The organism is Psychromonas arctica DSM 14288, from assembly GCF_000482725.1.
Classification (GTDB): Bacteria; Pseudomonadota; Gammaproteobacteria; order Enterobacterales; family Psychromonadaceae; genus Psychromonas; species Psychromonas arctica.
The window spans coordinates 152,505-178,925 of the sequence record NZ_KI519479.1; the positions used below are offsets into that span (position 1 = coordinate 152,505).

General features: G+C 37.5%; 16 protein-coding genes. 13 read left to right on the plus strand and 3 right to left on the minus strand.

Annotation, left to right across the window (positions count from 1 at the left end):
* Nucleotides 1–378 precede the first annotated feature (378 nt).
* The 13 genes from H592_RS0115720 to H592_RS0115780 all read left to right on the plus strand — a co-directional run bounded on the left by H592_RS0115720 (nt 379) and on the right by H592_RS0115780 (nt 22,388).
* Nucleotides 379–5,343 carry an alpha-2-macroglobulin family protein gene (locus tag H592_RS0115720; RefSeq protein WP_028869607.1) on the plus strand — a complete coding sequence of 1,655 codons (4,965 nt, stop codon included), beginning with the start codon at nt 379–381 and terminating at the stop codon, nt 5,341–5,343.
* Nucleotides 5,344–5,440: 97 nt separating this feature from the next.
* Nucleotides 5,441–7,786: a penicillin-binding protein 1C gene (gene pbpC / locus H592_RS0115725; RefSeq protein WP_028869608.1), complete on the plus strand. Its 2,346-nt coding sequence runs from the start codon at nt 5,441–5,443 to the stop codon at nt 7,784–7,786.
* 257 nt (nt 7,787–8,043) lie between these two features.
* The gene (locus H592_RS0115730; protein WP_028869609.1) at nt 8,044–9,711 is read left to right on the plus strand and encodes a methyl-accepting chemotaxis protein; all 1,668 of its coding nucleotides are present in this window, start codon (nt 8,044–8,046) and stop codon (nt 9,709–9,711) included.
* Between the two features lie 198 nt (nt 9,712–9,909).
* Nucleotides 9,910–10,329: an ATP-binding protein gene (locus H592_RS0115735; RefSeq protein ID WP_037071966.1), complete on the plus strand. Its 420-nt coding sequence runs from the start codon at nt 9,910–9,912 to the stop codon at nt 10,327–10,329.
* A 334-nt stretch (nt 10,330–10,663) separates the two neighbouring features.
* Nucleotides 10,664–14,062 carry an EAL domain-containing protein gene (locus H592_RS0115740; protein ID WP_028869611.1) on the plus strand — a complete coding sequence of 1,133 codons (3,399 nt, stop codon included), beginning with the start codon at nt 10,664–10,666 and terminating at the stop codon, nt 14,060–14,062.
* 1,108 nt (nt 14,063–15,170) lie between these two features.
* Nucleotides 15,171–15,746: a TerD family protein gene (locus H592_RS0115745; RefSeq protein WP_028869612.1), complete on the plus strand. Its 576-nt coding sequence runs from the start codon at nt 15,171–15,173 to the stop codon at nt 15,744–15,746.
* Nucleotides 15,747–15,838: 92 nt separating this feature from the next.
* The gene (locus tag H592_RS0115750) at nt 15,839–16,444 is read left to right on the plus strand and encodes a TerD family protein (protein ID WP_028869613.1); all 606 of its coding nucleotides are present in this window, start codon (nt 15,839–15,841) and stop codon (nt 16,442–16,444) included.
* Between the two features lie 535 nt (nt 16,445–16,979).
* Complete coding sequence (locus H592_RS0115755) at nt 16,980–18,056, plus strand: sodium:calcium antiporter (RefSeq protein ID WP_245600440.1); 1,077 nt, start codon at nt 16,980–16,982, stop codon at nt 18,054–18,056.
* A gap of 276 nt (nt 18,057–18,332) precedes the next feature.
* Nucleotides 18,333–19,403, plus strand: coding sequence for a phosphoribosyltransferase domain-containing protein (locus H592_RS0115760; protein WP_028869615.1), 1,071 nt, complete (start codon nt 18,333–18,335; stop codon nt 19,401–19,403).
* Nucleotides 19,382–20,161 carry an HAD hydrolase family protein gene (locus H592_RS0115765; protein ID WP_084296306.1) on the plus strand — a complete coding sequence of 260 codons (780 nt, stop codon included), beginning with the start codon at nt 19,382–19,384 and terminating at the stop codon, nt 20,159–20,161. The genes H592_RS0115760 and H592_RS0115765 overlap by 22 nt, the downstream gene beginning before the upstream one ends.
* 4 nt (nt 20,162–20,165) lie before the next feature.
* A complete protein-coding gene (locus tag H592_RS0115770) occupies nt 20,166–21,254 on the plus strand; it encodes a cysteine protease StiP family protein (RefSeq protein WP_028869617.1) in 1,089 nt (362 codons plus the stop codon).
* Complete coding sequence (locus H592_RS0115775) at nt 21,251–21,868, plus strand: HAD family hydrolase (protein ID WP_028869618.1); 618 nt, start codon at nt 21,251–21,253, stop codon at nt 21,866–21,868. Before H592_RS0115770 ends, H592_RS0115775 begins: the two co-directional genes overlap by 4 nt.
* A 64-nt stretch (nt 21,869–21,932) precedes the next feature.
* Nucleotides 21,933–22,388, plus strand: a complete 456-nt coding sequence (locus H592_RS0115780; RefSeq protein WP_028869619.1) for a tellurite resistance TerB family protein — start codon at nt 21,933–21,935, stop codon at nt 22,386–22,388.
* Nucleotides 22,389–22,588: 200 nt separating this feature from the next.
* On the opposite strand, the gene H592_RS0115785 is transcribed toward H592_RS0115780, so the two are convergent.
* The 3 genes from H592_RS0115785 to H592_RS0115795 all read right to left on the minus strand — a co-directional run bounded on the left by H592_RS0115785 (nt 22,589) and on the right by H592_RS0115795 (nt 26,195).
* Nucleotides 22,589–23,752, minus strand: coding sequence for an alpha/beta hydrolase (locus H592_RS0115785; protein ID WP_211235679.1), 1,164 nt, complete (start codon nt 23,750–23,752; stop codon nt 22,589–22,591).
* Between the two features lie 76 nt (nt 23,753–23,828).
* On the minus strand, nt 23,829–24,254 hold the full coding sequence (locus H592_RS22545) for a DUF4174 domain-containing protein (RefSeq protein ID WP_084296307.1): 426 nt from the start codon (nt 24,252–24,254) through the stop codon (nt 23,829–23,831).
* Nucleotides 24,255–24,743: 489 nt separating this feature from the next.
* Nucleotides 24,744–26,195, minus strand: coding sequence for a glyceraldehyde-3-phosphate dehydrogenase (locus H592_RS0115795; protein ID WP_245600441.1), 1,452 nt, complete (start codon nt 26,193–26,195; stop codon nt 24,744–24,746).
* Nucleotides 26,196–26,421 lie beyond the last annotated feature (226 nt).

Sequence of the window (26,421 nt, forward strand, 5' to 3'; positions counted from 1 at the left end):
GCATTTTGAAGCGATCTACTGCCGTTGCACAGAGAGGAAAGTTCCAATTATTATGGAGCAAATACTCCATAATTAATGAGGCTATTTTTTAATTGAATTAAGATTAAGAGTTAAGTTGAATTAAATGATTGAATTAAATGATTTATATTCAAAGGTGATCGTTCAGAGAGCTTGCAATAAGGGCTTACTATTATTTACTCTTGTGAATCGATAGTGACTGCGTCAAGTGTTGCCACTTTTTGAACATGATTGATCACTGAATGGACACTTTTTCGTTAACAAAATAGTTTATGATAGAATTTTTAAGATAAACTTAATGTCATTTTTATAATAACTGATAGCTAACAACTCATCGCTAACAGCAATTGGAGAGTATTCATGTGGTTCAATAAAGTATTAAATGTCAGCTTATGTTGTTTATTGTTATTAGGATGCCAGGAAAATACCGATCAACCATTAGTTGCTGAAGCATCGACTGCCAAACAATTGTCTGTACAGCAATTACCAGTTGAAAAATTAGCTGAGAAACAAACTAGCGCTGTCATTGCCACATCGAATGCCAGCTCGACCGCTGCATCAGTCGCATTAAGGTTACTGGATATATCCGAACGCGAAGTGGGTAATAGCAATGCCATCGAATTATTGTTTAATAGCCCATTACAAGCAGATCAAAACGTTGACCGTTTTATTGAAACTTCCCCTAAATTAGCCACTCCCGTATTGAGCAAAGATGGGAAAAAGTTACAATTTTTTGGCATACAACCGCAAACCGATTATGAAATTAATGTGATTGCTGGATTAATGGCTGAAAATGACACCTCTCTTAGCAAAGCTTCACAATATTCAGTCACCACAAGAGCAATGCCGCCAGTTGTTAGTTTTAAAATGCAAGCGGGCGCTATATTAGTACCGGGACACTCTGAAAGTTTAGGCATTTATTCTGTCAATGTTGAAGCTGCGAATCTTAATATTTATCGCGTTAAAGCCGATCAACTTAGTCGTTTTATTGGTGATTTCAATTATATTGCTAATAGCGGTGCCTATCACTATCAAAATGCAAACCGTGAGGAGATGGTTGAACATATCTATACGGCTCGTATTGAAACTGCAGGTAAAGCCAATCAACGACATATTACAAAATTTGCTATTGCAGATAAAAATTGGGCTAATGAAAGCGGTGTTTATTTTGCCACTATTGGTAAACCGGGTGGCTTTGAATTCGATGCGGCGACTTGGTTTTCGGTGTCTGCGATTGGTTTACAAATACGTCAATTCCCGACAAAAACCTATGTGATTGCCCAAGATATTAAAACGGGGCAATTACTTACGAATATACAGATAGATTTTTTAGATAATAAATCAACACGGTTTTCTTCCTTAACTACCGATTCATCGGGTAAAGTCAGCATTAATAATAGTGAGCGTTTAGCGTTAATTGTGGCGCGTAATGACCAGCAAGTGACTGTATTACCTTACCAACATCCGCGTTTTGACCTCTCAGATTACAACGTCGCGGGCCCAACGCACAGCGATAGCCAAATATTTGTTTATTCTGAGCGAGATATTTACCGTCCCGGTGAAACCTTAAGGCTGAATATGCTGCAGCGTAATGCAGACGGACAAGTACTACCAACTGAATTAAGTGTGACATTGTTTAAACCTGATGGCAGTACTTACAAATCAATCTGGTTGAAAGCAACGGATAAAAAAAATGGTTACTATCAATATCAAGTTGATCTGCCAAAGTCTGGTCCGCTGGGTAATTGGCAAGCTAAAGTTAATGCTAAAGGTAACAGTCAATATAGTGCGCGTTTTCATTTTAAAGTAGAAGACTTTTTACCGGATCGTATGCGCTTAAGTGTTAACGGGGAAGACGCTTTAAAAACCACAAAACTAAATAGTTTCGATGCTACACAAAAGCTAACCGTTAATGTGTTAGGAGAATATATGTATGGCGCGGCCGCCGCGCGCAATAAATTACAAACTAAGGTTAGCGTGTCAGCCTGGGCTTACCCATTTAAACAATGGCCTGATTATTACGTGGGCGATATTAACGGCGCTCGACATGATAACTTCGAATTAGCAGATACTCAGTTAGATGACACTGGACACGTTGTGACGGTAGTGGATAAAGATTGGAGTGATTGGAGTGTACCCGTTAAAGTGCGCCTGCATTACAGCCTTTTTGAAACAGGTGGACGTGCAATTAATCGTTTTTACGATAATTTATTATGGCCTAAAGCCAGTTTTATTGCAGTTAAACCGGGCTTTGATAATAATCAATCTGTAAGCAATGGTCGCATTAATTTCAGTCTATTAAAGCTGAATAAAGCGGGGCAACCCGTTACTTCCGGTAATGTGAAAGCAGAGTTAATACGTGAAGAAAAACGTTATTTTTGGAGCTATGACGATAATAATGGTTGGCACTATCAACGTATAGAAAAAGAATATACTGTTGATGATCGTATACTTAACTTTGTTGATTCAACGCCACTGAACTTATCACAGCAAGTTGAATGGGGTGATTATCGATTACAACTTACTGACTTAACAACGCAAGCACGCACTGTTTATCGTTTTCGTGCTGGACAGGAATGGTATAACGATTGGCAAAATAATAGTGCGACGATCCGACCTGATCGCGTCAATTTAGCCCTAGATAAAGCCACTTACCTACCTGGAGAGGATTTAACATTACGTATTGGTTCACCTACATCAGGTAGTGCACTGGTAACAATTGAATCTGACCAAGTATTATGGCAACAGTTAGTGGAGGTGGACAAGGGCGAGTCAACGTTATCGCTAAGCGTACCGAAAATGCTTGCAAGGCATGATTTGTACATTTCTGCTTTTGTAATCTCAGCAGCAGACAATGCATCAAAATCCATCACTAAACGTAGTTTTGGTATTATTCCTTTGCCTTTGAATCGAAGTGAACGTCAATTAAATGTTGAAATTGATACTGCATTAAGTTGGATACCTAATCAGCAAGTGATGACCAAAGTCTTGGTAAAAGATGCACAGGGCAACCCTGTATCGGGAGACGCTAAAGTCACTTTATCCGCCGTTGATGCCGGTGTATTGAGCGTGAGTGGATATCAAGTTGAAGACCCACATCATTTCTTTTATAGCCAACGTGCTTACCAAGGTGCAATAACCGATGTTTATGATCAAGTGATGACTCCCTTATTGGGGGACTCGGCAAAAATACGTTGGGGAGGTGATGCTGCATTAACACGTGGTGGTGAACAAGCTCAAAGTGAAGTGCAAATTGTAAGTCTATTCAGTGGTTTAGTCTCAGTTAAACAGGGGATAGCGGAGATCCCGCTACAATTACCTGCCTTTGATGGGCAACTAAATTTGACGGCGGTAGTGTTCAATAAAGCGCAATTTGCTAAAGCAGAAAAAACCATCAAGGTCGCTTCGCCAGTGGTGATGCAAGTGGCGATGCCAAAATTTATGGCGCAGGGTGATAACAGTAAGATTGCGTTAGATTTAAGTAATAGCACAGATAAACCTCTTCAAGGCGAATTCACATTCAGTGTGGGTGGCCAATTATTAGCGCAGAAACAGGTTAAAAAAATCACTTTATTGCCTCATAAAAAGCAGACTCTGTATTTCTCTTTAGATGCTGAGCAAGCAATAGGGAACGGTGAAATTAATGCCAGTATGACCTTAGGGAAGGTTGTTATTAAGCGCCACTGGACATTACCTGTTCGCCCAACACAAGCTAGTGAATACCATTCCGAAAAAGCATTGTTAATGCCCAATGAGCAAATGACATTGCCAAAGGATGTGCTCTCTGCCTTTACTGATAGTAGTAAAAAACTACAATTATCAGTGGCATTAAACCCACATTTGGATGCACAGGCACACTGGCAATATCTCGCGGATTATCCTTATACCTGCCTAGAGCAAACCACCAGTAAATCGCGTCCTTTTGTGACAGCATTGCACAGTCCAGTAAGCAATATGGAAGCTGTTGATACACAGATGGCACAACAAAAAGTGCAAGATGCAATTCAACGATACAGTCAATTGCAGCGCGCTGATGGTAGTTTTGGTTTATGGAGTAACCATTCCCCAGAGCAGCACTGGTTAACTGTTTACGCCACCGACTTTCTTTATGATTTGCAAGCAAATGGAGTGGTGGTGCCAGAGGAGTTGTTGGATAAAGCGACACAACGTTTGCAAAGTTATTTAAGCTCTCGTAGTCGTCATCATGTTAATACTTGGTCTACTAATCCGCAGCATTATGATGCCGCTTATCGTGCCTATGCCGCCTATGTGTTGGCAAAACAAAATAGCATTACCCTTGGGCCATTGCGTGATATTGCTGAAAAAGATATGCCAGCGGCAATCGGCAAATTGCCAGGTGTTCACCTTGGTTTAGCGATGTTAATGACCGGTAGTGAACAAGAGGGGACTGCTTTAATTAAACAAGCATTAACGCAACAACGTGGACAAGATTACCTCGGTGATTACGGCAGTGAATTGCGCGACCAAGCAATGGCTATTAATACGATATTAACCTCTGCTTCAGTGAACGCGTCATTACAACAAATAGCATTAAAGATGGTGCCTGATTTAGCATTAAACATGCAGCAAAAACAGTGGTTAAGTATTCAAGAACGCAGTGCTATTTTGTCCTTAGCAATGACCATGAAAAAGCAATACACAGCACACAAATGGCAGGGTGAACTGCTCATTAATGATAATAATATAGCGCTACAAACAAGTGGTGAATACCATCAAAATATAACAATCGATAATAATCAAAGCAAAGGAATTCAAGCTAGCTTTAAAAATACAGGCACTAGACCTATTTATGCTTCTTTTGATTGGTCTGGTGTAAAAAAACAGCCTGATTATGACCTTGACCAAGGTATTAAAGTGACTGCACAACATTTCTTAGTGGACAAAAATAGTGCAATAGCGTTGCTTGATAATAGTACTTTACAATCAGGGCAATTATTATTAACACGTATTACTGTGCGCAGTGAGCAAAGGGTCGCAGATGCCTTACTGGTTAATTTAATGCCGGCAGGCGTGGAGTTAGAAAACCAACAATTAAACAACAGTTTAAAATTGTCAGATCTTATGATTGACGATGAGCAGGTGGAAGTGACTGCGAACATTGTACATCAAGAATATAGAGATGACCGTTATGTGGCCGCGCTTGATTTACGTGCGCAACAGATTCAAACATTATATGTGCTGTCACGCGCAGTGAACCCCGGCAAGTATGTGGTTCCTGCGGTACGTGTAGAATCCATGTATCAACCTGCTGTGTACGGTGTTGGTGGTAGTATTAAACATGTTAACGTGAATGCACTTGATTAACGTTGTATTTCAGCGGCTTACAGGTTTAGTGACAAAGACAACCGATCGAAGTTTGTTAAAATGGCGATGGCTTTGTTTAGCATGGTGCTTTGTATTTATGGTTTTAGCGCTGTGTAGTTTATGGGGGGCTAATCGTTACTATCCATTACTACTGTCTGAGCAGCAACAGGATTTTGCTAGCGTGGTATTAGATGACCAAGGTTACCCGTTGCGTGCCTTTGCAGATCAGCAAGGTGTATGGCGTTATAAAGTCGATATAGAGGATGTTTCTGAGGAGTATTTGGCTGCCTTAATTGCTTATGAAGATCGTTACTTTTATCAGCATCCTGGTGTCAACCCAATTAGTTTTTTAAGAGCAGCATGGCAATATTTAATCCATCAACGCATTGTTTCTGGTGGTTCAACTATCACCATGCAAGTTGCACGCATTTTGCACCCTCATCCGCGTACTTTATTGGGAAAACTACAGCAAGTATTGCGTGCTTTGCAATTAGAATGGTATTTGAGCAAACAAGAAATATTAAATATTTACATTAATTACGCCCCATTTGGTGGAACTTTAGAAGGAGTGCAAGCAGCAAGTTATCAATATTTTCGTAAGCCAGCCTTGGCGTTGCGACCTGCTGAAGCTGTCTTATTAGCAGTTTTACCACAAGCCCCCTCGCGATATCGACCAGATCGTTACCCTCAGCGTGCCACACAAGCACGAAATAAAGTCATCGATCGGTTAGTCAAGCAAGGCAATTGGAGTCCACAAAAGGGAAAACGAGTAAAACAAGAGCCAGTGGTGGTATGGAAACCTGAACAACCTTTTGTAGCGCCGTTGTTAGCAAGGCGATTACATCAAGAAAACCCCAGTAAAGCGGTTATCAATACCTATATTAAACGTGATTTACAACTACAGATTAGTAGTTACGTCGGAGAATACGCCATGTTACAGGGAGCAGGTGTGTCGATGGCGGTGCTGGTGGTTGATAATCAGACACAGCATGTAGTCAGTTATGTGGGTTCTGCCTCGATGTTGGATGCAAGTCGTGCTGGCCACGTTGATATGATTCAAGCTATTCGCTCCCCTGGATCAACGTTAAAACCATTATTATTCGCTTTAGCGATTGATGACAACTTAATCCATTCACAATCTTTATTAGCCGATGTGCCACGTTTGAATTCTCGTTATCAACCCGGTAATTTTGCTAAAGGGTTTGATGGTCCAGTGACAGCAACGGATGCATTACAACGTTCTTTGAACATTCCTTTTGTACAATTGATTGAAGCTTATGGAGAACAAAAATTTGTGAATAAACTTGCACATGTATTGTATCCATTACGTATTCCCAATGGTCAAGCTAATGCGTCCGTTATATTAGGAGGCGCGGGGATTTCATTACAAAGTCTAGTAACTTTACATAGTAGTTTTGCTAATCAAGGGTGGGTTAAACCACTTATTTTTAAAAAGCATGAAACTGAGCCTAAAAATCCTAAAAATAATGTAGTTAAAGGACGTAGATTGGTTAGTGATGAAGCGGCTTGGATCACTTGGAAAACCTTAACCGGATTAACTCCTCCAGCACAATTTAGTTGGGGCCTTTCAAAACAAGTGCGTCCATTACTTGCTTGGAAAACCGGTACAAGTTGGTCGAGTCGGGATGCATGGGCAATTGGTAGCACTGAACAATATAGTATTGGTGTTTGGGTTGGCAAACCCAGTGGAGAGCCATTAAAAGGAGCATTAGGAGTGACCACCGCAGCGCCGGCGTTATTTTCTGTGTTGAGCATGTTAAATAATGCAAAACAGGGGAGTTATCAATCTGTCTCAGCAATGCCTGAGCGACCATTTAACGTACAAGAAAAAGAGATTTGTTGGCCCGATGGTAGAGTGAGCCACTTAAGTGAAGGTACCTGTGATCGCCGTTTTGTTGCACTTACTAAAGGTGGGGTCACACCGAGAACGCTACAAATAGAATCGAGATTAGCTTTTCATCAAGTGATAGAAAACATTATGATTGATCCCGTTAGCGGTCTGCGTTTATCGGGCCATTGTGGAGCGTTAGTAGCAAAGCATGAAAAAGTCAGTGTATGGCCTCGACAGCTAGAACCTTGGCTTGCCGTTAATGAAAAAAGAGGACACCGTATTCCCATGTATTCTCCTCATTGTTTAGTGATCCCAAAACAAGCTGATGCGCTCACTATTGTGGGGTTATTAAATCACCAACAAATTTATCGGCGGCAACAGAGTTTAATCCAACAAACTGTCTATGCATCTGGTGCTTCAGGGCAAGTTAGCTGGTATTTAAATGGGCAATGGCTAGCAACACAAGCCGGTGCATTCACTTTAAAGCTATTACCTCAATTACAAGGAAAAGCTGAACTCGTTGCCATCGATCAACATGGCGTAACGGGACGAATCACTTTTACCATGAAAGATGATTTAATTTCACTCTAGGTCAGATGTACGTCCGTGTTTATTTTGTAAAGGTGAACTGCCTTAATAACCCCCTAACAGCTTTATGAAAGCCCAACAAATTGTCTTCTCATCATACGCTTAAGCAAAGTAAGTTGAACCTAACTCTAAAATGGGCTTAAATTGATTATTTTTTTATATTGAAAGTGAGAAAAAATGTGCAAATTGCTTATACTCAGCGAAAATGTTTACCCCTATGCATTATCTTCACTCCCTTAAAAAGAGGATCAGGACTGAGTATGAATAAATTTAACCTTCTTCAAAAGCTGTTATTACTAACACTATTACCATTAGTGATCATTATTGTTTCACTTTCTTCTGTCTCTTACTCTGTAGAAAAAGAAGGACTTGAGCGAGATGTTGCTGAATTTCGTCAATCCTTGATGAAAGAGCGTAAGCAAGCACTAAGAGAAGTTACTGAAATTGCGTTAGAGATTATTGCTTATCAAAAATCGCTACCTAATGGTGGTGATATTGATGCTGCATTACGTGATATTCGATTTGGTAGTGCGGGATATTTTTATATTTATGATACCGAAGGAGTTAATATTTTTCATGCTGTAAAACCTGAAATGCAGGGTAAAAACTTTATTGACTTAAAAGACACTAAAGGTAATAAATTAATTGTTGGTTTATTAAATGCAGCTCAAAAAGGGGATGGCATCTATTCATTTTATTTCCAAAAACCAGGTTCTTCTGAGCAAATAGAGAAAATTGGTTATGCGACTATGATCCCCAATAGCAATTGGATGATAGGAACAGGCGCTTATATTGATGATATTGAAAAAGCGATCGCTAACTACTCCGCTAAAGATGAGAAAGCGTTATCAGAGAAAGTGATGTTTACTTTCATGATTTCGGTCGCCTTAATCATTGTTACTTCTATTATCATCTATATCGTCGCAGTTAAAATGGTAAGACCGATTCAACGTATGGCTGATAACTTAAATGATATTGCTAAAGGCGAAGGAGACTTAACACGACGCCTTGAAATTCATGGGAACGATGAAATTGCACAATTAGGTCGTTCTTTTAATTTGTTTGTTGATAAATTGAAAAATATCATAGCTGATATTAGTGAAGCGACGATTGGCATCAATCAAGCTGGACGTGATATGGACCAACAAAGCCGCGGCATTGCGACACAATTAAAAGATCATAACAATGAAACAGAGCAAGTGGTATCTGCTGTTACTGAGATGTCATCAACGGCTAATGAAGTTGCTAGCAATACTAATCAAGTAGCGGAAGCCACACATGCGGTTTCAGAAGATGTTAATCATGCACAAAGTTGTGTTGAAACTTCATTAACAGAAGTTTCTGCTTTAGTAGAAGAAATTAATGGTGCCGCAAGCAGTATGAATGCTTTAACGGAACAATCGCAAGAAATTAATAAGGTGTTGAGTGTGATTGGTGCGATTGCAGATCAAACTAATCTATTAGCATTGAATGCAGCCATTGAAGCAGCGCGAGCAGGAGAACATGGACGCGGTTTTGCTGTGGTAGCGGATGAAGTAAGAAGCCTAGCAAGCCGTACACAAAAAAGTACCCTTGAAATCAATGAAATGCTTGGTGAGTTACATCGTTTAGTAGAGTTATCTGCTAAAGCGATGTCATTGAGCCAGCAGCGAAGTGTACGCTCTGTGGATTCATCTCGTGCGATTTCAGACAGTCTACACTCGGTTACCTCTGGCATTACCGCTATCAATGATATGAGTACTCAAATTGCTACTGCGGCAACGCAACAAAGCTCTGTGACGGAAGAGATCACGCGTAATGTTTACCAAATTCAAAGCATTGTGAATTCATTAACTGAAGGTAGTGGTGAAGCTGAAAAAATTGCACGTGGTGTATTAATTGAAGGCAACAAACTAAACCAATTAGTGGGGCAATTCAAAATAAAGTAACAGGATGACGCGCGACGAGCATATTATGCATATGCTCGTTTGCGTTACATTGCTAATTAACTGGTTAGAGCTTTAGTATTTTCATCGCGAGCAGGATCTCCGCTTTTATAAAATAAGGTATTCTGATCCCACATTAACCATTTTTTGCTTGTTGTTTGTTATGATTGCAAGGATAAAAATACAGAAAAAGAGTCATCTATGCCGCCATCTACACCTTCACCTATTCCTTCATTAACGTTGACACTTATTCGTGGTTTACCGGGCAGTGGCAAAAGTACATTAGCTAAAAAAATGAGAAAAGAAGCACAACATACAACGCAGCATTTAGAAACTGATATGTTTTTCGTTGATGACAGTGGCTGCTATCTATTTCAACCAGCCTTACTCACGCAAGCTCATAATTGGTGCCAACAACAGTGTCAGTATTTTTTAAAGCTACAGCACAATGTCGTGGTAGCAAATACCTTTGTGGAGCAATGGGAGATGCAGCCTTATCGACAATTGGCCAAGCAATATAATGCAACCCTAGAAATTAAAGTCTGCACAGGTAAATTCACAAGCATTCACGATGTTCCTGCTGAAACAATTAGAAAAATGCAAAAGAAGTGGCAACCCTAGATACTTGCAATTCAGCGTGCTATCACAGTACCTTTTTAGGCGTTATATATTTTTAAATAGCAAAAATATGTCACAATTTATTATATGGCAACACAAATATAGTGTCATTCCTCACGCCTCTGCCATTACCTACTACATAGTTTCTACTTTATAGATAATACTGTAGGTCTCTGTTTCTTTTTTAATTTTATGGTTACTAGTTGTTCTTTTTTATTACTGGTTTACGATATAGAAAGCACAGTATTGCCGATTAATTGACTTTTTTCAGATTGAATAAAGTAAACAGACTTACTTTTAGCTCGATGGTAAGGCCTTAAATTAAGGAAATAAGTCTATGCATAACCTCCACGCCGATGAGCAACATATTTTAAAAAATGGCCGCCCGACCATTGCCGTATTAGTTGGCTCAATGTCATCTGCGTACCAAGAGGGGATTATGCGTGGCGCAGCTCATGTGGCAGAAAAAAATGATTATAATGTGATCGGTTATTGCGGCGGTGCGGTTAATTCTACTGACCCTTTATCATTAGTGCGAGATCGTGTTTTTGGGCTTGTTGATATGGACTTGATTGCGGGTGTGATTGGTCCCTTTAGCTCCCACTTACGTTTTTTAGATGATCTCTCTAGTCAAGAATTGATCAATCGGTTTGCTACAGTACCAACGATCAATATCGGTAGTTATGTGCAAGAACATAGCAATGTCATTACCGATTATGCAATAGGTTTTGAACAGTTATTCGAACACTTTTATGTTAAACATCAGTATCGCCATATTCTTTTAATGAGAGGCCCTAAGTACCATTCTTCTTCAAATAGTCGTACTGAAATTTATCAAGAAATGTTAAATAAGCATCAGCTGCCCTTTGATCAAGATGCCATTTTATATGCCGATTTAAATCGCTTGTCTGCAAAGATCTCCTTTGAAAAGTTTTTAGATGAAGTGGGTAAACCCGTCGAAGTTGTGATTGCAGTGAATGATAACCAAGCCCTAGGGGTTATTGATGCCTGCAAGGAACGAGGTATTTCTGTTCCCGAAGAGATAGCAGTAATAGGGTCAATGGATACATTAGAAGGCGCCTTTGCTTCGCCTGCTTTAACCAGTGTACAAGAACCGCTGTTCGAACTTGGTAGCGTTGCTGCTCAGGCTCTCATTGAACAAATTGAAGGTAAATCACAACGGGTTGATATTTACGTTCCTACATCATTAGTGATAAGACAATCATGTGGGTGTTTACCTGAGGCTCATTTTAGACCCAATAAAGAACAATGTGACCTGACTAAAGCATTAGGAAAGATAAAAAATAAGGATCTGGTTTTTAAAGGAATTGTGGACTATTTTGAGTCTAAGGTAGTCCCTTATAAAGGCGGAATTATTCGCGCTGATGTTGCCTCAGTGATTCATTTATACCAACAAGCCGTCCATGAAAAAGATTTTGATGGTTTTTTAAAAATATTACAAAGCCACTTACAAGACGCAATGAAAACAGAAGAAATTATTCTATGGCTTGAATTGACTGACCGTATACAATTTAGTGCATTACAGTATTTAGAACAGGACAAAGAAGCACTGGATTTGGTTGGTTTTATAGGGCAATTGATCTCTTTAAAAAATAAAATTGAGAAAGTGGCGATTAATTTTCAGCGTTTTGAAGCTGAGTACTATTTGAATTATTTTAGGACTATCGTTAATAACCTCAACTCCTCATTTGATTTAACACGAATAAAAGAATATGCCGTTGATATTTTAAATCTATCAGAGCTACACATCTCTTTGTTTAATGAACTTAATAGCGACCCCCTCCACGCTACTAATATTGTATCTGTTCGTAATAATCAATTTATGCAAATCGAGAATAAAGAATTTGTTGCTAAAAAACTATTGCCTAATGGCCTATTAGATTATCAAGATCGGTTTACATTGATGGTTTTTCCACTGTCTTTCAGAAAAAAAGCATTGGGTTTTATGGTATTGAATTTAAGTAATCGTAAAGGCACTGCCTTTGAGAATCTGCGCGCTATTATTAGTGCTGCATTAAAAAATGAAATTTTGATCCAAGATTTAAAGAATGAGCAAGAACGGTTTAGTGAGATTGCACATAGTTCATCTAATTGGTTATGGGAAACCGATAAAAATAATGAGTTTACCTATTGTTCAAACTCAACGAGCGAAATCATTGGTTATCCACCTGAATTATTGATGCATAAAAGAATTGATGAATTTAATGTCGAAAAAGAGGGATATTTTATCAATAGAATGCATAGTCATGAAGTGATAATTGATTTCGAGTGTTGGTATCAACATCACAATGGCAATGTTATTTGTCTGTTAATTTCAGCTAAACCTATTTTTATTAACCAGGTATTTACTGGTTATCGTGGACTATTTGAAGATGTAACTGAAAAAAAACTACAAGCAGAGAAAATTCAAAACTTAGCGAATTTAGATATTTTAACCGGCTTACCAAACCGCAAGTTATTTCAACATAAACTAACTGAAGTGATTGAATCTTGTCGTGCAGAGAATAAAAAGTGTGCAATTATATGTATCGACGTTGACTACTTTAAGCATGTTAACGATACACTTGGGCACGAAGGAGGTGATTTATTACTGGTTCAATTAACGCAACGTTTACAAAATGCGCTTTCTAAAGAACATATATTAGCGCGAGTAGGTGGCGATGAATTTGTTATTATTGTGCCTGATATACAGAGTGAAGAAAATGTTATTGAGGCTGTCCTATCTATATTTAATCATATAAAAGCACCTATTTTGATTAATGATAAACCTATTTACAGTACCTTGAGTTTAGGTATTAGCTTGTACCCCAATGACGGTAATGATGTGCAAACATTATTGCAGGCTGGGGATAATGCAATGTATCAAGCAAAATCTCAAGGACGTAATGGTTATGTTTTTTATGATAAATTTTTAGAGCAAAAGAATATACTACGCAATAAATACGAAGATATTTTACGTGAAGCGATCTTGAAGCAGCAATTTGTTTTATATTATCAACCTCAAGTTTCAGTTAATACGGGAAACATTGTCGGTTTTGAAGTACTGGTTAGAATACAAAATAAAGAGCAGGAAATTATTGCGCCCAATAACTTTATTCCATTGGCTGAAGAGCTAGGATTAATTGGTCAAGTCGATGAGTTAATTTTTGAAGAGGGATGTAGACAATATGCTTCTTGGCGTAACGATGGCCATCAAAATATTCGCTTATCTATCAATTTATCGGCACTGCAATTACGTAATGAAAAATTGCTGAATACTTACATAAAGATAATGAAAACACACCATGTTGACCCTAAAGATATCCAAATAGAAATTACTGAAAATGCTTTAATTGAAAATGAACAACTAGCATTGATTATTTTACAGGGATTTAAAGACTATGGTCTGAGCATCGCTTTGGATGATTTCGGTACTGGTTATTCCTCGCTTAACTGTATTAACCTTTACCCTATTGATACGATTAAAATAGATAAAACTTTTGTTAAAGATGCGGTAAACAACCCAAAAAATAAAGCAATTATTCAAGGTATGGTCCTGATTGCTAGCAGTTTAAATTTAAAAATCATTGCTGAAGGTGTAGAAACCCTCGAGCAATATGAGTTTATTAAACAATTAGGATGTCATGAAATTCAAGGTTATTACTTTTATAAACCTTGCCCCTCCACACAAGCTGAGCTGTTATTGCAACAAAGGGTGGTAACACCTCTTAAATAGACTCTGTAAATAAAATTTTCAGTTACTCTGTGGCGTAAATCATTGGCTTAAAACATTAAATTTACACTCTACTTTAACTTACTGACAGCGCACTATGATTGGTTTTATGCGCTGCTAGCTGCTTGTTTACGGCTATTTTCTGCTCTCCCTTTCAAGCAGTCACTTATCTCCCTCGGCATGCTTTTCATTCGCGCTTCCTTATATAAGTTGCTTGCTGTCTTGAAAGTCCTTACCTTTGCTACTAATTAAACACCCTCAATGGCAGTGACATTAATATTGAGTTACTTTCCAACTAACCTTCATCTATTTTTAAGACTTATCTTTGTGCCTGTAAAACATGTCAAATAAATTATTTTTGTGATTAAAATTGATTGCTACCTTGCTTTTTGTAATTAAGTCACCATCTAATGAGAGTAATCAATTTTTTCTCTATTAACTAACGCCAGAGAAACGATAGATATGCTAACAATGAGATAAAGGGGGGAGTCGAGGTTAAACAACAGTAGAAATTGTTAAATTAGTGTTTTAAATAGATTGTTTTAATGCTACTGTTTCGACATAATATGCCTGTGGTTATTTTAATGTATGTTTTCATGTGAGTGTTAATTTGATTGTTAATCACAAAAAATAAATAGTCTCTGGGCAAAGAATGAATGGATAAGTTGAACTATTTGTTCAAGTTAAGACACTAATTAAAGTGAGTAAGTAACGGCGATATTGGCGTGAATTAAAAGGCCAAAATACGATCTTTTATAGACTTGATTTAAGTCTGCATAAATAGCGAAGTCGTTGAATATTATCGCGAGTTCTTTGTTCATTTTTAATGGTGAAAAGAGAGTTGATAAATGCATTAAACTTTGAGTGATTTAATTAATCAAAGCGCATTTTAAAACCCTCTGTAAAGTAGTACTTATACTAGATGGGATGATTGGCTTTTTTATAAGTAAAATATTGATTATAAATAGAATTTAACTTTTTTCAGGTCTCATTTTTAGGAAAAGTTAGGTTTCTAACATGTTAATTTTTTTACCCCTATAGTATATTGAGTATTGACGCTTTATAGGCGTCTGTAATGTTAAAATAAACTTTTATTAAGTGGAGAATTAATATGGCTGTTTCGTTACAAAAAGGTGGAAATGTTTCTTTAGAGAAAGTTGCTCCTGGTATGACCAAATGTTTATTGGGATTAGGTTGGGATTCTAGAGCCACTGATGGCGCTGATTTTGACTTAGATGCTTCTGTGTTTCTACTAACGGCTGATGGTAAAGTTAAATCAGATAAAGGCTTTATATTCTTTAATAATTTAATGTCTGAGTGTAAATCTGTTGAACACACGGGTGATAACTTAACGGGTGAAGGCGAAGGCGATGATGAAGCTGTTAAAGTTGATTTAAGTTTAGTACCTGCTGATGTTTCAAAAATTGTTATCGCAGTGACTATCCATGAAGCTGAAGCAAGAAAACAAAACTTTGGTCAAGTATCAAATGCCTTTATTCGTATTGTAAATCAAGCTTCTAATGAAGAAGTGGCACGTTACGACTTATCTGAAGATTATTCTATTGAAACTGCATTAATTTTCGGTGAGTTATACCTACATAATGGTGCGTGGAAATTTAAAGCGATTGGACAAGGTTTTGAAGGTGGTTTAGGCCCTCTAGCTCGTCAATATGGCGTGCAGGTTTAGTATCTGATCAAGTTTTAATAAAAGATTGGCTGACTTGGTTAGCCAATCTTTATTTTTAAATAAACATTTTAAATAACATTGTGGAGTTTTAAATGGCAATTTCATTACAAAAAGGCCAGAAAATAAGCCTTGAAAAGAGTAACGGTACTGGCTTAACGAATATTTGTGTAGGTGTTAACTGGGGCGCGATCACTAAAAAAGGCTTTTTTGGCGGCGAGAAAAAAGTTGCTGTTGATTTAGATGCGAGCTGTGCTGTTTTTGATGCAAGCGGGAAAACATTAGATGTTGTCTACTTTGGTAAACTAACTAGCACGGGAATTAAACATTCTGGTGATGACCTAGAGGGTGATTTAGACGGTGATGATGGTTTAGATAATGAAATCATTAGCGTGAATCTACCGCAATTGCCTGCTAATGCAGAGCAAGTTGTTTTTGTACTGAACTCATTCAGCGGAAACGACTTTAAAACCATCCCTTTTGCTTCTATCCGTTTATATGAAGGTACACCGAGTCGCGTTGATTCTGTTCATGCCATCTATGATATTGCTAATGATCCACAGTTTGCAGGTTCTGTTTCTATGGTACTTGGTAAACTTTACAAGCATAATGGTAGCTGGAAGTTCTCTGCGATTGGCGAAACAACAGCAGATAAAGGCCTAGAAGGTACAATTAAAACTGTTGCAAATGGTTATCTTTAATATTTAAAAAGTGGCGATGTAACTTTGGCAAGGTAGTGCTACCAATGCAATTTAGCCAATTTCACAGTAACAATAGAACGTTTTAGTCATCAAACAAATATTCGATGCAGCCTGTCTTGCTATTAGCAAATATTTAGCTTGAGAGGGTGGGGCAAAGGCTGTTCGAGAGAAAGGAATTCAATAAGCTGTTTACAAATTGATTAAAACTGACTCACAGATTGATGACTAAATATAAAAGTAAAAAATAAATCTAAACCGTTAATTGTATGACTGTTAATTACAGAACTGTTATTTATAGAACTGGTAATTATAGAAGTTAGTTATCGCAATAGGTTCACAATAACTTGTCTGAATTTAACTCCTCATCCTGCATCTATATTTACTAGTGGCCAATATCACTATTGATAGAGTGCGGTTAATGGAATTTATATCGATTTTTCTATATCAACTATTGATATTATTAGACAGCAGTAAAAATTAGTTTATTAGCCACAAGCTACGGCATACAAGTAGTTTATTAATTTTGGAGAGTATCTTGGATACAATATTACCGTTTTTTTATATCATTATTTCATGCTATTTACTTAAATATGCCTGTGATACGTTTGAACAAGCAGCTGGTTACTTAGGCCGTAATTTCGCACCTGGTATAAAAGGCGCAACGGTTAATGCTATCGGTTCTAGCATGCCAGAAATGTTTGTTGTTATTGCTTGTTTGTTTTGGTTTAACGACCCATCATTAGTGATGGTTGCTTTAGGTGTAACAGCGGGCTCTGCTATTTTTAATGGCTGTGTGATCCCTGCTTTATCCATCCTAATGGCAAAAGATGAAAGCGGCAAAAAAGTCGATCATATTGAACTTGATAAGCGCACTTTGTTAAGAGACGTTTTTTGGGTATTAGCGGCAGAAATTGCATTGATCGTGTGTTTAGGTTTTGATCATTTCACTATCTGGATGGCGATTATTCTTAATCTTATCTATGTAGGTTACGGTGCTCATTTATATTACGACTCTAAAAAATACAGTGAAGAAGATGAAGAGTATGAATATGAAGAAATTGAAGATAAAGGTGTGATCGGGAACTTATTTACTTTTAACTTCAATGCATTGTTATTTTCAAATAAAAGTTTTACTTTAATCAGCTCCCTAGTCGTTTTAATACTCGCTATTTTAATCATATCAGGCGCATCACATGTACTGGTTGAAGGTGTATTAGGTAGTGCGACAGTATTAGGTGTTCCTGAGTTTTTTGCTGGCTTAATATTTGGTGCTGCAGCGTCTTCTATTCCTGATTTAATCCTATCGGTGAAAGATGCTCAAAAAGGTGAATATGAAGATGCCGTTGCTAACCCATTAGCTTCTAATACTTTTGATACAACGGTTGCCTTTGCATTACCATTATTAGCATGGTTCCTTATTAATGGGGTTAGTTCATTACCATTAGAGCAAGATGCTAACTTGACTATTTTACGTTGGTCAATTGTTGCCATTACTGGAGCAGTAGCAGCAAGCTTATTGTTCAAACATAAGAAAGTAACCAAAGGCGTTGCATATTTCTTATTAGCAATGTTCGGTATTTGGGCTGCTGCAATGTACTTTGTTATTCAATAAAAGTACTTAATGCTCGCAAAAAAGGCTTATTCTTGAATAAGCCTTTTTTATTGAGTTGCAATAAATTTACACCGAAATGCAGTTTAACAATAAGTGATGTTATATCATTGAGTATAGCTTTAAAATTACAGCGTCTCGCTGCGTATGGTTTTTTTGAGGCGTAATTTATTCATCACTGATGCTTGAAATAATAACAATATATGGCGGTCTTAGCTCATACTGAGCCGATACGATGATTATAAATTTTAAACGTTTAAATATAATTTAATGGTTAATATGAAACATACTTATACAACTGCAGCGGGAGATATCTCCTTAAAGACCGATAATGACAAAGAATGTTTAGATAACATTTTGTCATTTGCCTGCAGACAGAATCCTAAAAGACATTTTATTATTATTAATAAGTTAATTGGTCGATATACGCCTACGGCTCCGAAGGTAATGCGTGAAACTTACGAGCAACTTGTGGAGCAAATCAAACCCGGAGCAAGCAGTTATGTCGTTAGTTTGGCTGAAGCGGCAACGGGGTTAGGTGCTGGCGTTGCAGACAGCTTATCTAAAAGACAAAGCAAGGTTTATTTTCAGCATACGACTAGACAAAAAATAGATGCTAAATTGTGGTTTAGTATTGATGAGGCTCACAGTCATGCCGTCAGCCATCTTTTTTACCAACCTAAAGATGAATTATTAACGGCCATTGCGCAGGTAAAAAGATTGATCCTAGTTGATGACGAAATTACCACTGGGCGAACGATTAAACAATTACTTATTAATTTGATTGATTATCTACCTTGTTTAGAGGAAGTGATTGTGACTTCAATCATTAATTTAGGTGGTCAACAAAGTTTAATTAATAGCGCAGATATCGGTTTACCTATTCGTTATGTATCCTTAGTTGATGCTGACCTAAGCATTGAAAAAAATCCAGAATTTAAGCCGCAATTACCACAACATGCAGATACAACATTAAGCACTTCAAGGGCTTCTTCTGCCGTTGGTAGACGTGGTTTAGCGATGCCCTATGTTAGCGAGTTGAATGAAATTAAATCTGCAAAAAGCACGATTGTTATCGCTGATGGGGAGCATCAATATATTCCTTTTTTATTGGCTGAAAAATTAGAAAAAAGTGGGGTAGATGTCGTATTTCAATCAATTAACCGTTCACCTATTTTGCCCTGTGAAGTGATTCAAAACCAATATAAAATTGAAACCGAATCTAATACCGCGGAACATTATTTGTATAATTATTTTCCTGAAAATAAATCAGTATTTGTGGTCAGTGAGCACCAGTACGAAGGGTTAGAATTTGCCGATGGAGTTAAATGTCACCCATGGAAGTCTTAACCAAAAACAATGATCGCTTATTTGTATTTACTGACTTAGACGATACATTATTTGCGAGTGTAAAAGGGCAAGTTAGTGAACATATGATCCCTTCTACAGTGGGCGTGAACGGTCAACCCTATGCTTATTCTTCAGTACAACAACAAAAATTATTAAACGTAATGATCAAATCAGATGCGATCATTATCCCTGTTACAGGGCGAAGAAGTAGTTCATTTTTGAATTGTAAGTTACCTGCGATCACCAATACTGATTACGCTATTGTTTCACATGGGGCTGTTATTTTAGATAATAAACATCAACTGTTAGATGAATGGAAAGTGTTTTTAGAACAGCAGTTTAGCCTACAACTATGGCATAATAAATTAGTTGAATTGTATGAAAAATTATCTCATTACTTTGAAGTGATCAATAGTGGTGTGCGGGTTAGATTGATTATCGATCATGGCATTAGCACCTATCTTTGCTTAAAAATAAATAAAGATTATGCAGACGCTAAAAAAATGGTACAAGTGAATGACTATCTAGAATCTACCTTACCTAAAGAGATGTTTTTACACGCTAATGGTCGAAACTTTGCCATACTACCTCCCTACGCACGCAAAAAAGTAGCTGTTGATTTCTTAAAAAAAATGATGAACGTAGGTGAGTTGGATACGGTTTTTGCAATGGGTGATAGCCACAGTGATTTGCCATTTATGCAGGACTCCGATTTTTTAATTGTTCCGCAACAAGCACAAATTTTTAAGCAGGAATAAAATAATGAAAGAGCCATTATTAGGCAGTTATTCAAAACAAGATTGCCAGTTTCTATTGAAACAAATTGAGCCTAACTTCTATACAGTGGAAGATAAAGAAAGGTTGATTCAAACAGGGCAATTGCATTATTCACAAATGGTCAGTCAAGAATCAAAGCCCACTGCTGCATATGAACAACTATTTCTTTCACTGACCGCGCAGTATAAGCAACAATTAGCCAATGAAATTCTACAGCTGGCCTATTTAATAGAACACAATATTCAACAGGATGTTTGTATTGTGTCTTTAGTGCGCGCGGGCACGCCTATTGGCGTATTGGTGAATAAAGCCATGACGCAATATGCAAATGTCAATGCTCAACATTTTTCGATCAGTATCGTGCGTGATAAAGGCATTGACGTTAATGCCCTTGATTACCTTATCTATGATCTAAAAATATCACCTGAAAGTATAGTGTTCATTGATGGTTGGACTGCAAAAGGCGTGATCACAAGAGAGTTAAAGCAAGCTATTGTTGAATATAATAACAGTCGACAAGTGAATATTGGCGCACAACTTTACGTGATTTCAGATATTGGCGGTACAGCAGATTATTCGGTAACGTTACGTGATTATACTATCCCTAGCGCACTTATGAACTCAACCGTGAGTGGGTTAATAAGCCGCTCTGTGATCAATGACCAAATTGGTGAAGAAGACTTTCATGGCTGTATTTCTTATCAGCACCTAGAGGATTATGATTATTCAAATTGGTTTATTGAAACAATTTCAGCGTGCTTTGTAGCAAAAGAATATCGACAGGCAGAGTTGATAAGCTTTGAGGAGCGTCAATTACGTCATCAACAAACACAGCAAGCGATTTCTCAACTGATGCAGGAATTTAATGTCAGTGACATCAATCGTATTAAGCCAGGTATTGCAGAAGCCACGCGCGTCATGCTGCGCAGAGTCCCAGACTTGTTAATTGTGAATGACCCGAATAACCCAGATATAAAGCATTTATTACGTATTGCTAATGAAAAAGAAATTAGCATAATTACCTTTCCAGCGATGCCTTTTGGGGCATGCGCATTAATTAAAGATGTCATATGAATACAAAAAAAGTTGCCCTATTTGATTTTGATGAGACCTTAGTACATGAAAACTCCCTGAGCTATTTATTTAAATATTTGTTAGGCAGAAAACCCTTATTTTTTTATCTATTTGCGCTTTTTTGGGATCTTAGAGTCTATCGTGGACAGCTTAGATCCCTGATTAAACACCGCCTTTATAAAAAATCATTAGAGGGAAGGGATGCAGAACAAGTTTATCAAGCTGGGTTAGTGAGTGCGGCAAAACTCTCTCAAATAAAAGAAGTGGTGCAACAGATGCATGATCTGCATGAAAAAGGCGTTGAAGTTTGGATCATCACCGCTTCACCACAACCTTTTATTGAAGGTATCGTGGCACAACTAAAATGGCCAGTAGCGCGCGTGATTGGAACATTACTGGAGTCTGAAAAAGGAAAATTAACTGGAGAAATCGGGCCTGAGTGTCAATTAGAAGAAAAAGTACGTCGCTTTAATATGACCATTGAAGAAGATGCTTTAGACTATTGTGTAGAGGCATCCTATGGTAACTTACCCGTAGACATCCCGATGTTAAACCTTGCTCAACATAAGTTTTTTGTAGAAAACGGTAAATTAGATCCCTTTGTAGGGAATTGATATTAATACGCTTAATGCTAAACCTATCACTGGTTTAGTTTAATTTTAATTTGGAGAAGTAAAAATGAGTTTTTGGAATAATATTAAAGAAAAATTAAATGAGGCCAATGAAAATTTACAAAAAAATGTGGGCCAGTTTAAAAATAAAAAATTTGCTGATGCGTCAATGGCAATCTGTGCATTAGTTGCTGCTGCTGATGGTGACATCGATGCAGACGAGCGCAAAAAAACAGCCGGTTTTATTATGGCTAACGATACATTAAAAGTGTTTTCGCCTTCTGACCTAAAAGAAAAGTTTGATTTCTTTTGTAACAAATTAGAAGCTGATTACGATTTTGGTAAAATTGAAGCGATTCAAGCGCTAGGTGCATTAAAAGGCAAACCAGAACAAGCACGCGCTTGTATTCAGTTAGGTATTATTATTGGTGGTGCTGATGGCGAGTTTGATGCTGATGAAAAACAAGTCATTAAAGAGGCTTGTAACGCAGTGGGTATTGCCCCATCTGAATTCGATTTATAATCATCAATTGATATGCAGTCATCAATGCTCAACTGACCAATGACTGCTAAACTAATCAATGACTGGTAGTTAATAAAAGGCTGAAATCTTTCACTAAAGATTTCAGCCTTTTTTATAAGCAAATTTTATCTCAACTGCTAATAATTTTGTTCAAAGCATCTTCTAAAATAGGTTTAAACAAATAAGCTATCCAGTTAATTCTATAATTGCCCCTTCATCATCGTATCTAGTTTTTCCATACTTTGTTCAAAATAGGGGTTGTAGGTTAAGCGTGCCAAGGTTTTACCTTCCTCTCTTGAACCGTAAGAAGAAAACCAAACATCAGCGCCTTGTTCGCATGCTTTTTCTTGTTCTTTGCTTTGTCCGTTGTTGCATATTCTGATCGCTGCTTGTTGACCATATTCGGCGTTATTAGGTGAAAACAATAATCCCATGTGAGAGCCATTAACAATCTGTAAATCGGGACGATACATGCTGAATCTTGTCGTTTTTTCAATTGATAAATCACGCTCACCTTGCCATATCAATTGATTATTATTATTGATAAATTGCTTTTGAAATACGCTGGTAGGAAATTGAGTATCAATAACGCTATCACCTTCACTTATCATCATAAAAACAGGTTTGTTGTAGGTCGTATTTTTTAAATCATGTTGCACAACTTTCACTGTATCGTAATAAACAGCGGCGCCGTTCATTGGCAAAGAGTTATAGCGTGTATAATTGGTTTCAGGATCTCGGTCTGCCCATGTCATCAGATAACTGGCAGCTTTAGCCCATTTCACTACTGCTGATTCTGGTTTAAAAGCTGGTGAAAATAGTAATAACCCTTCGATACCATCATCATTTAATGCCTCTGATGTCACTAGGTTTGCACCTGTTGAATAACCTCCAAGCCAGAGTTTGTTGGCTTTTGGTTTTAGTAACGCAACATGGTGGCTCACCACATTTTGCCAATCTTTTAATGTTGGTAACATTAAATCTCCAACTTTACTGCCATGTCCGGGTAATAATATTGTTCTAACAAGATAACCCTGCGCAACGAGGTGTTGCGCCACATCCATAAAAGAGTAAGGGGAGTCGCCTAAACCATGTACCAATAATACGGCATCTCCATTCTGATTTTCAGGGATTAATTCAAAGGGGGCATTCGCTTGTAACTCTTTTTCAATATTATCTGTTTTAAATACGCGATGCTGGGATAACCATTGTTTTGTTTCATTAATATACTGTTGAAAATTGTCTTGAGAGTAGCTAGGTAATGATGCCGAAGCGACATAATTAGGATCTGTCTTGGATTGGCTACAGGCCGTTAAAAGAGCAACCGCGCTAATCAAAGCAATACGATAGAAAGATGAAGTCACGATAAAGTCCTATTAAAAATGAATATATAATTAATAACTAAGTAGTTTATTTACGCTCAACTTATTTTCATTTAATTTATTGAGTGCGCATCTCAGCTTGTCGCATTGGCATCGCATCAATCTCTGAAAATAGTACTGCTAAATCAAGGTGTTGTGCAGTCCATTTTATAGCACCGTCTTTACCAATTAAGAGCACTTTATCTTGCTCCACCTGCGTATTTATTTTGTAATATTTCACTATGTTAGATACAAGGCTGTCGGTCATATTACCGTTGAAGTTGCTACTTATGGTGTCATTTTGCATGATGAACCAAACAATATCACGCTCATTAAGCTCAGTTTCATGTTGCTCAAATATGTTAAATATTCTGTCTTGGTTATTGATGGTACTAACGACAATGATCCTATTTTCCCACCTTAGTGGAGAGAGGTCTGTAAGCATCACTAACTCCTTAGCCTGAATAGACAAACTAAAGATAAAAAAACAAATAATGTACTTCATATTTTATTCCCTGCTCAATAGATACCCATTACGTTAAATAGCTGCTCTTTGTTGTATTATTTTTGCGTTATAAAATGTAGCAAAGCTAACAGGCCTAAAAAAATTGTTAGCTGTTGTTAGAGCATGTTCTGTTTTTAAATACGTAATGAAAGCGTTATAAGATCAAAAAGAAGGTCATCGATAAAGCCATTTCGCTACTTGCTGTTAGATAGTAGATAGTAGATAGTAGATAGAAGAAAGGGGGCATATATTAAAATGTTTGATGCTCTGTGGCCGAGTCGCTTCTAGGGCGTTCGAAAGTGGAGATAATATCAGCTCAAATTATTCACATATCACTTGAATCTAAGCCAATCATGAATAAGCCATTACAACAGTATTTGCTTGGTTAGCACAACTCGCTAATAGCCACATATTTCATTCATCACACTAAAATATCAGTGTTTTGTCTAAAAATATGTGGCCAGCTTATGGTTCTCTTGGTTTTAATTGCTATTTCACAACAGGGTACATTGGGTAAAACACTCCGCACATTTGCTGTGCAATACGAATAACTTGGTGGCTATAACCAAACTCGTTATCATACCAAACATATAAATTAACACGTTTATCACTAGTAATCGTTGCTTGCGCATCGACGATACCGGCGTGAGAATTCCCCACGAAATCGGTTGATACCACTTCTGAAGAGTTAACCCAATCAATTTGCTTCTGTACTGCAGAATACAAAGACATTTTACGAAGAAAATCATTAACTCCTTCTGTAGTTACATCACTCTTTAGATTCAAAGATAAGATGGCCATCGATACATTAGGGGTGGGTACACGAATAGAGTTACCCGTTAATAACCCTTTCATTTCAGGGAATGCTTTTGCAACGGCAGACGCAGCTCCTGTTTCAGTAATAACCATATTCAATGCCGCAGCACGACCACGTCGATCACCTTCATGATAGTTATCAATTAAGTTTTGATCATTAGTATAAGAGTGGATAGTTTCCACGTGACCATTAACAATGCCAAATTCATTATCAATCACTTTTAATACAGGTGTTATTGCATTAGTTGTGCACGAAGCGGCAGATAATATAGTATCCGATGCTTCAATGACGTCATTATTAATACCGTAAACGACGTTCTTAATATCTCCCTTACCTGGAGCCGTCAGTAAGACTCGCGAAGCACCTTTCGCTTGCAAGTGACGCTCTAATCCAGCTTGATCACGCCAGATACCGGTATTATCAATGACTAAAGCATTTTCAATGCCGTATGCTTGGTAATCCGCATTTTCAGGCGCATCTGAATAGATAACTTGAATATAATTACCGTTAGCAATAATCGCATTTTTTTCTTTGTCTATAGAGATAGTGCCTCGAAAAGAGCCATGGATAGAATCTCGACGCAATAGGCTTGCACGTTTCTCAAGGTCACTTCCTTTACCTTTACGAACCACTATCGCACGTAAACGCAAACCATTACCGCCACCTGATCTTTCAATAATAAGGCGTGCTAATAAACGGCCAATACGACCAAAACCGTAAAGCACCACATCACGATTTTCTTTTGTCGCAGGACTATTTTGACCAAGTGCACCTTTAAGTTCTTCATTCAAGAAAGTCTCAAGATCAGTTGCATTCTCTTGATTACGGAATTTAACAGCAAGCTTACCTACATCAACGTGAGCGCGATCTAGATCCATCGACATCATCGCATTAATGATGGGAAAGGTTTCTAATACAGAAAGTTCTTGGTCTTCCATATGGCGAACAAAGCGATGAGCTTTTAATAAGTCAATAACAGAACGATTTATAATGGGACGGCCGTATACAGAAGTCACAATGTTCTTTTTACGGTACAAAGCACCAATCATTGGTATCATGGTTTCTACTGTCGACTCGCGATCCGACCAATCTTGCATACAGGTATTAGAAATAGCTTGGTTCATGCGTTTACCTTTCATTTATAATAATATGTTTCTGCAAAGGAAAAGAGCCTTGCTCAATCCCTAAAAATGAGGCCTAGATTATGCTCGTTTGACTCGTATTGACAAAGCAAAAGCTTGAATGTGTTATGAAAAATGAGATCGCGTAGATGTTAAAAGAAATAGCTTATATTGTTAAATATTTTTTATGTGACTTATAATTTAATTATCAATATTATCAATATTATCA

Excerpts from the sequence above, each read along its gene's own strand:
- pbpC (WP_028869608.1), top strand. The coding sequence starts at position 5,441 with ATGGTTTTAGCGCTGTGTAGTTTATGGGGGGCTAATCGTTACTATCCA.
- H592_RS0115735 (WP_037071966.1), top strand. The coding sequence starts at position 9,910 with ATGCCGCCATCTACACCTTCACCTATTCCTTCATTAACGTTGACACTT.
- H592_RS0115775 (WP_028869618.1), top strand. The coding sequence starts at position 21,251 with ATGAATACAAAAAAAGTTGCCCTATTTGATTTTGATGAGACCTTAGTA.
- H592_RS0115745 (WP_028869612.1), top strand. The coding sequence starts at position 15,171 with ATGGCTGTTTCGTTACAAAAAGGTGGAAATGTTTCTTTAGAGAAAGTT.
- H592_RS0115795 (WP_245600441.1), bottom strand. The coding sequence starts at position 26,195 with ATGAACCAAGCTATTTCTAATACCTGTATGCAAGATTGGTCGGATCGC.
- H592_RS0115730 (WP_028869609.1), top strand. The coding sequence starts at position 8,044 with ATGAATAAATTTAACCTTCTTCAAAAGCTGTTATTACTAACACTATTA.
- H592_RS0115765 (WP_084296306.1), top strand. The coding sequence starts at position 19,382 with ATGTCACCCATGGAAGTCTTAACCAAAAACAATGATCGCTTATTTGTA.
- H592_RS0115760 (WP_028869615.1), top strand. The coding sequence starts at position 18,333 with ATGAAACATACTTATACAACTGCAGCGGGAGATATCTCCTTAAAGACC.
- H592_RS0115740 (WP_028869611.1), top strand. The coding sequence starts at position 10,664 with ATGCATAACCTCCACGCCGATGAGCAACATATTTTAAAAAATGGCCGC.
- H592_RS0115720 (WP_028869607.1), top strand. The coding sequence starts at position 379 with ATGTGGTTCAATAAAGTATTAAATGTCAGCTTATGTTGTTTATTGTTA.
- H592_RS22545 (WP_084296307.1), bottom strand. The coding sequence starts at position 24,254 with ATGAAGTACATTATTTGTTTTTTTATCTTTAGTTTGTCTATTCAGGCT.
- H592_RS0115770 (WP_028869617.1), top strand. The coding sequence starts at position 20,166 with ATGAAAGAGCCATTATTAGGCAGTTATTCAAAACAAGATTGCCAGTTT.
- H592_RS0115780 (WP_028869619.1), top strand. The coding sequence starts at position 21,933 with ATGAGTTTTTGGAATAATATTAAAGAAAAATTAAATGAGGCCAATGAA.
- H592_RS0115750 (WP_028869613.1), top strand. The coding sequence starts at position 15,839 with ATGGCAATTTCATTACAAAAAGGCCAGAAAATAAGCCTTGAAAAGAGT.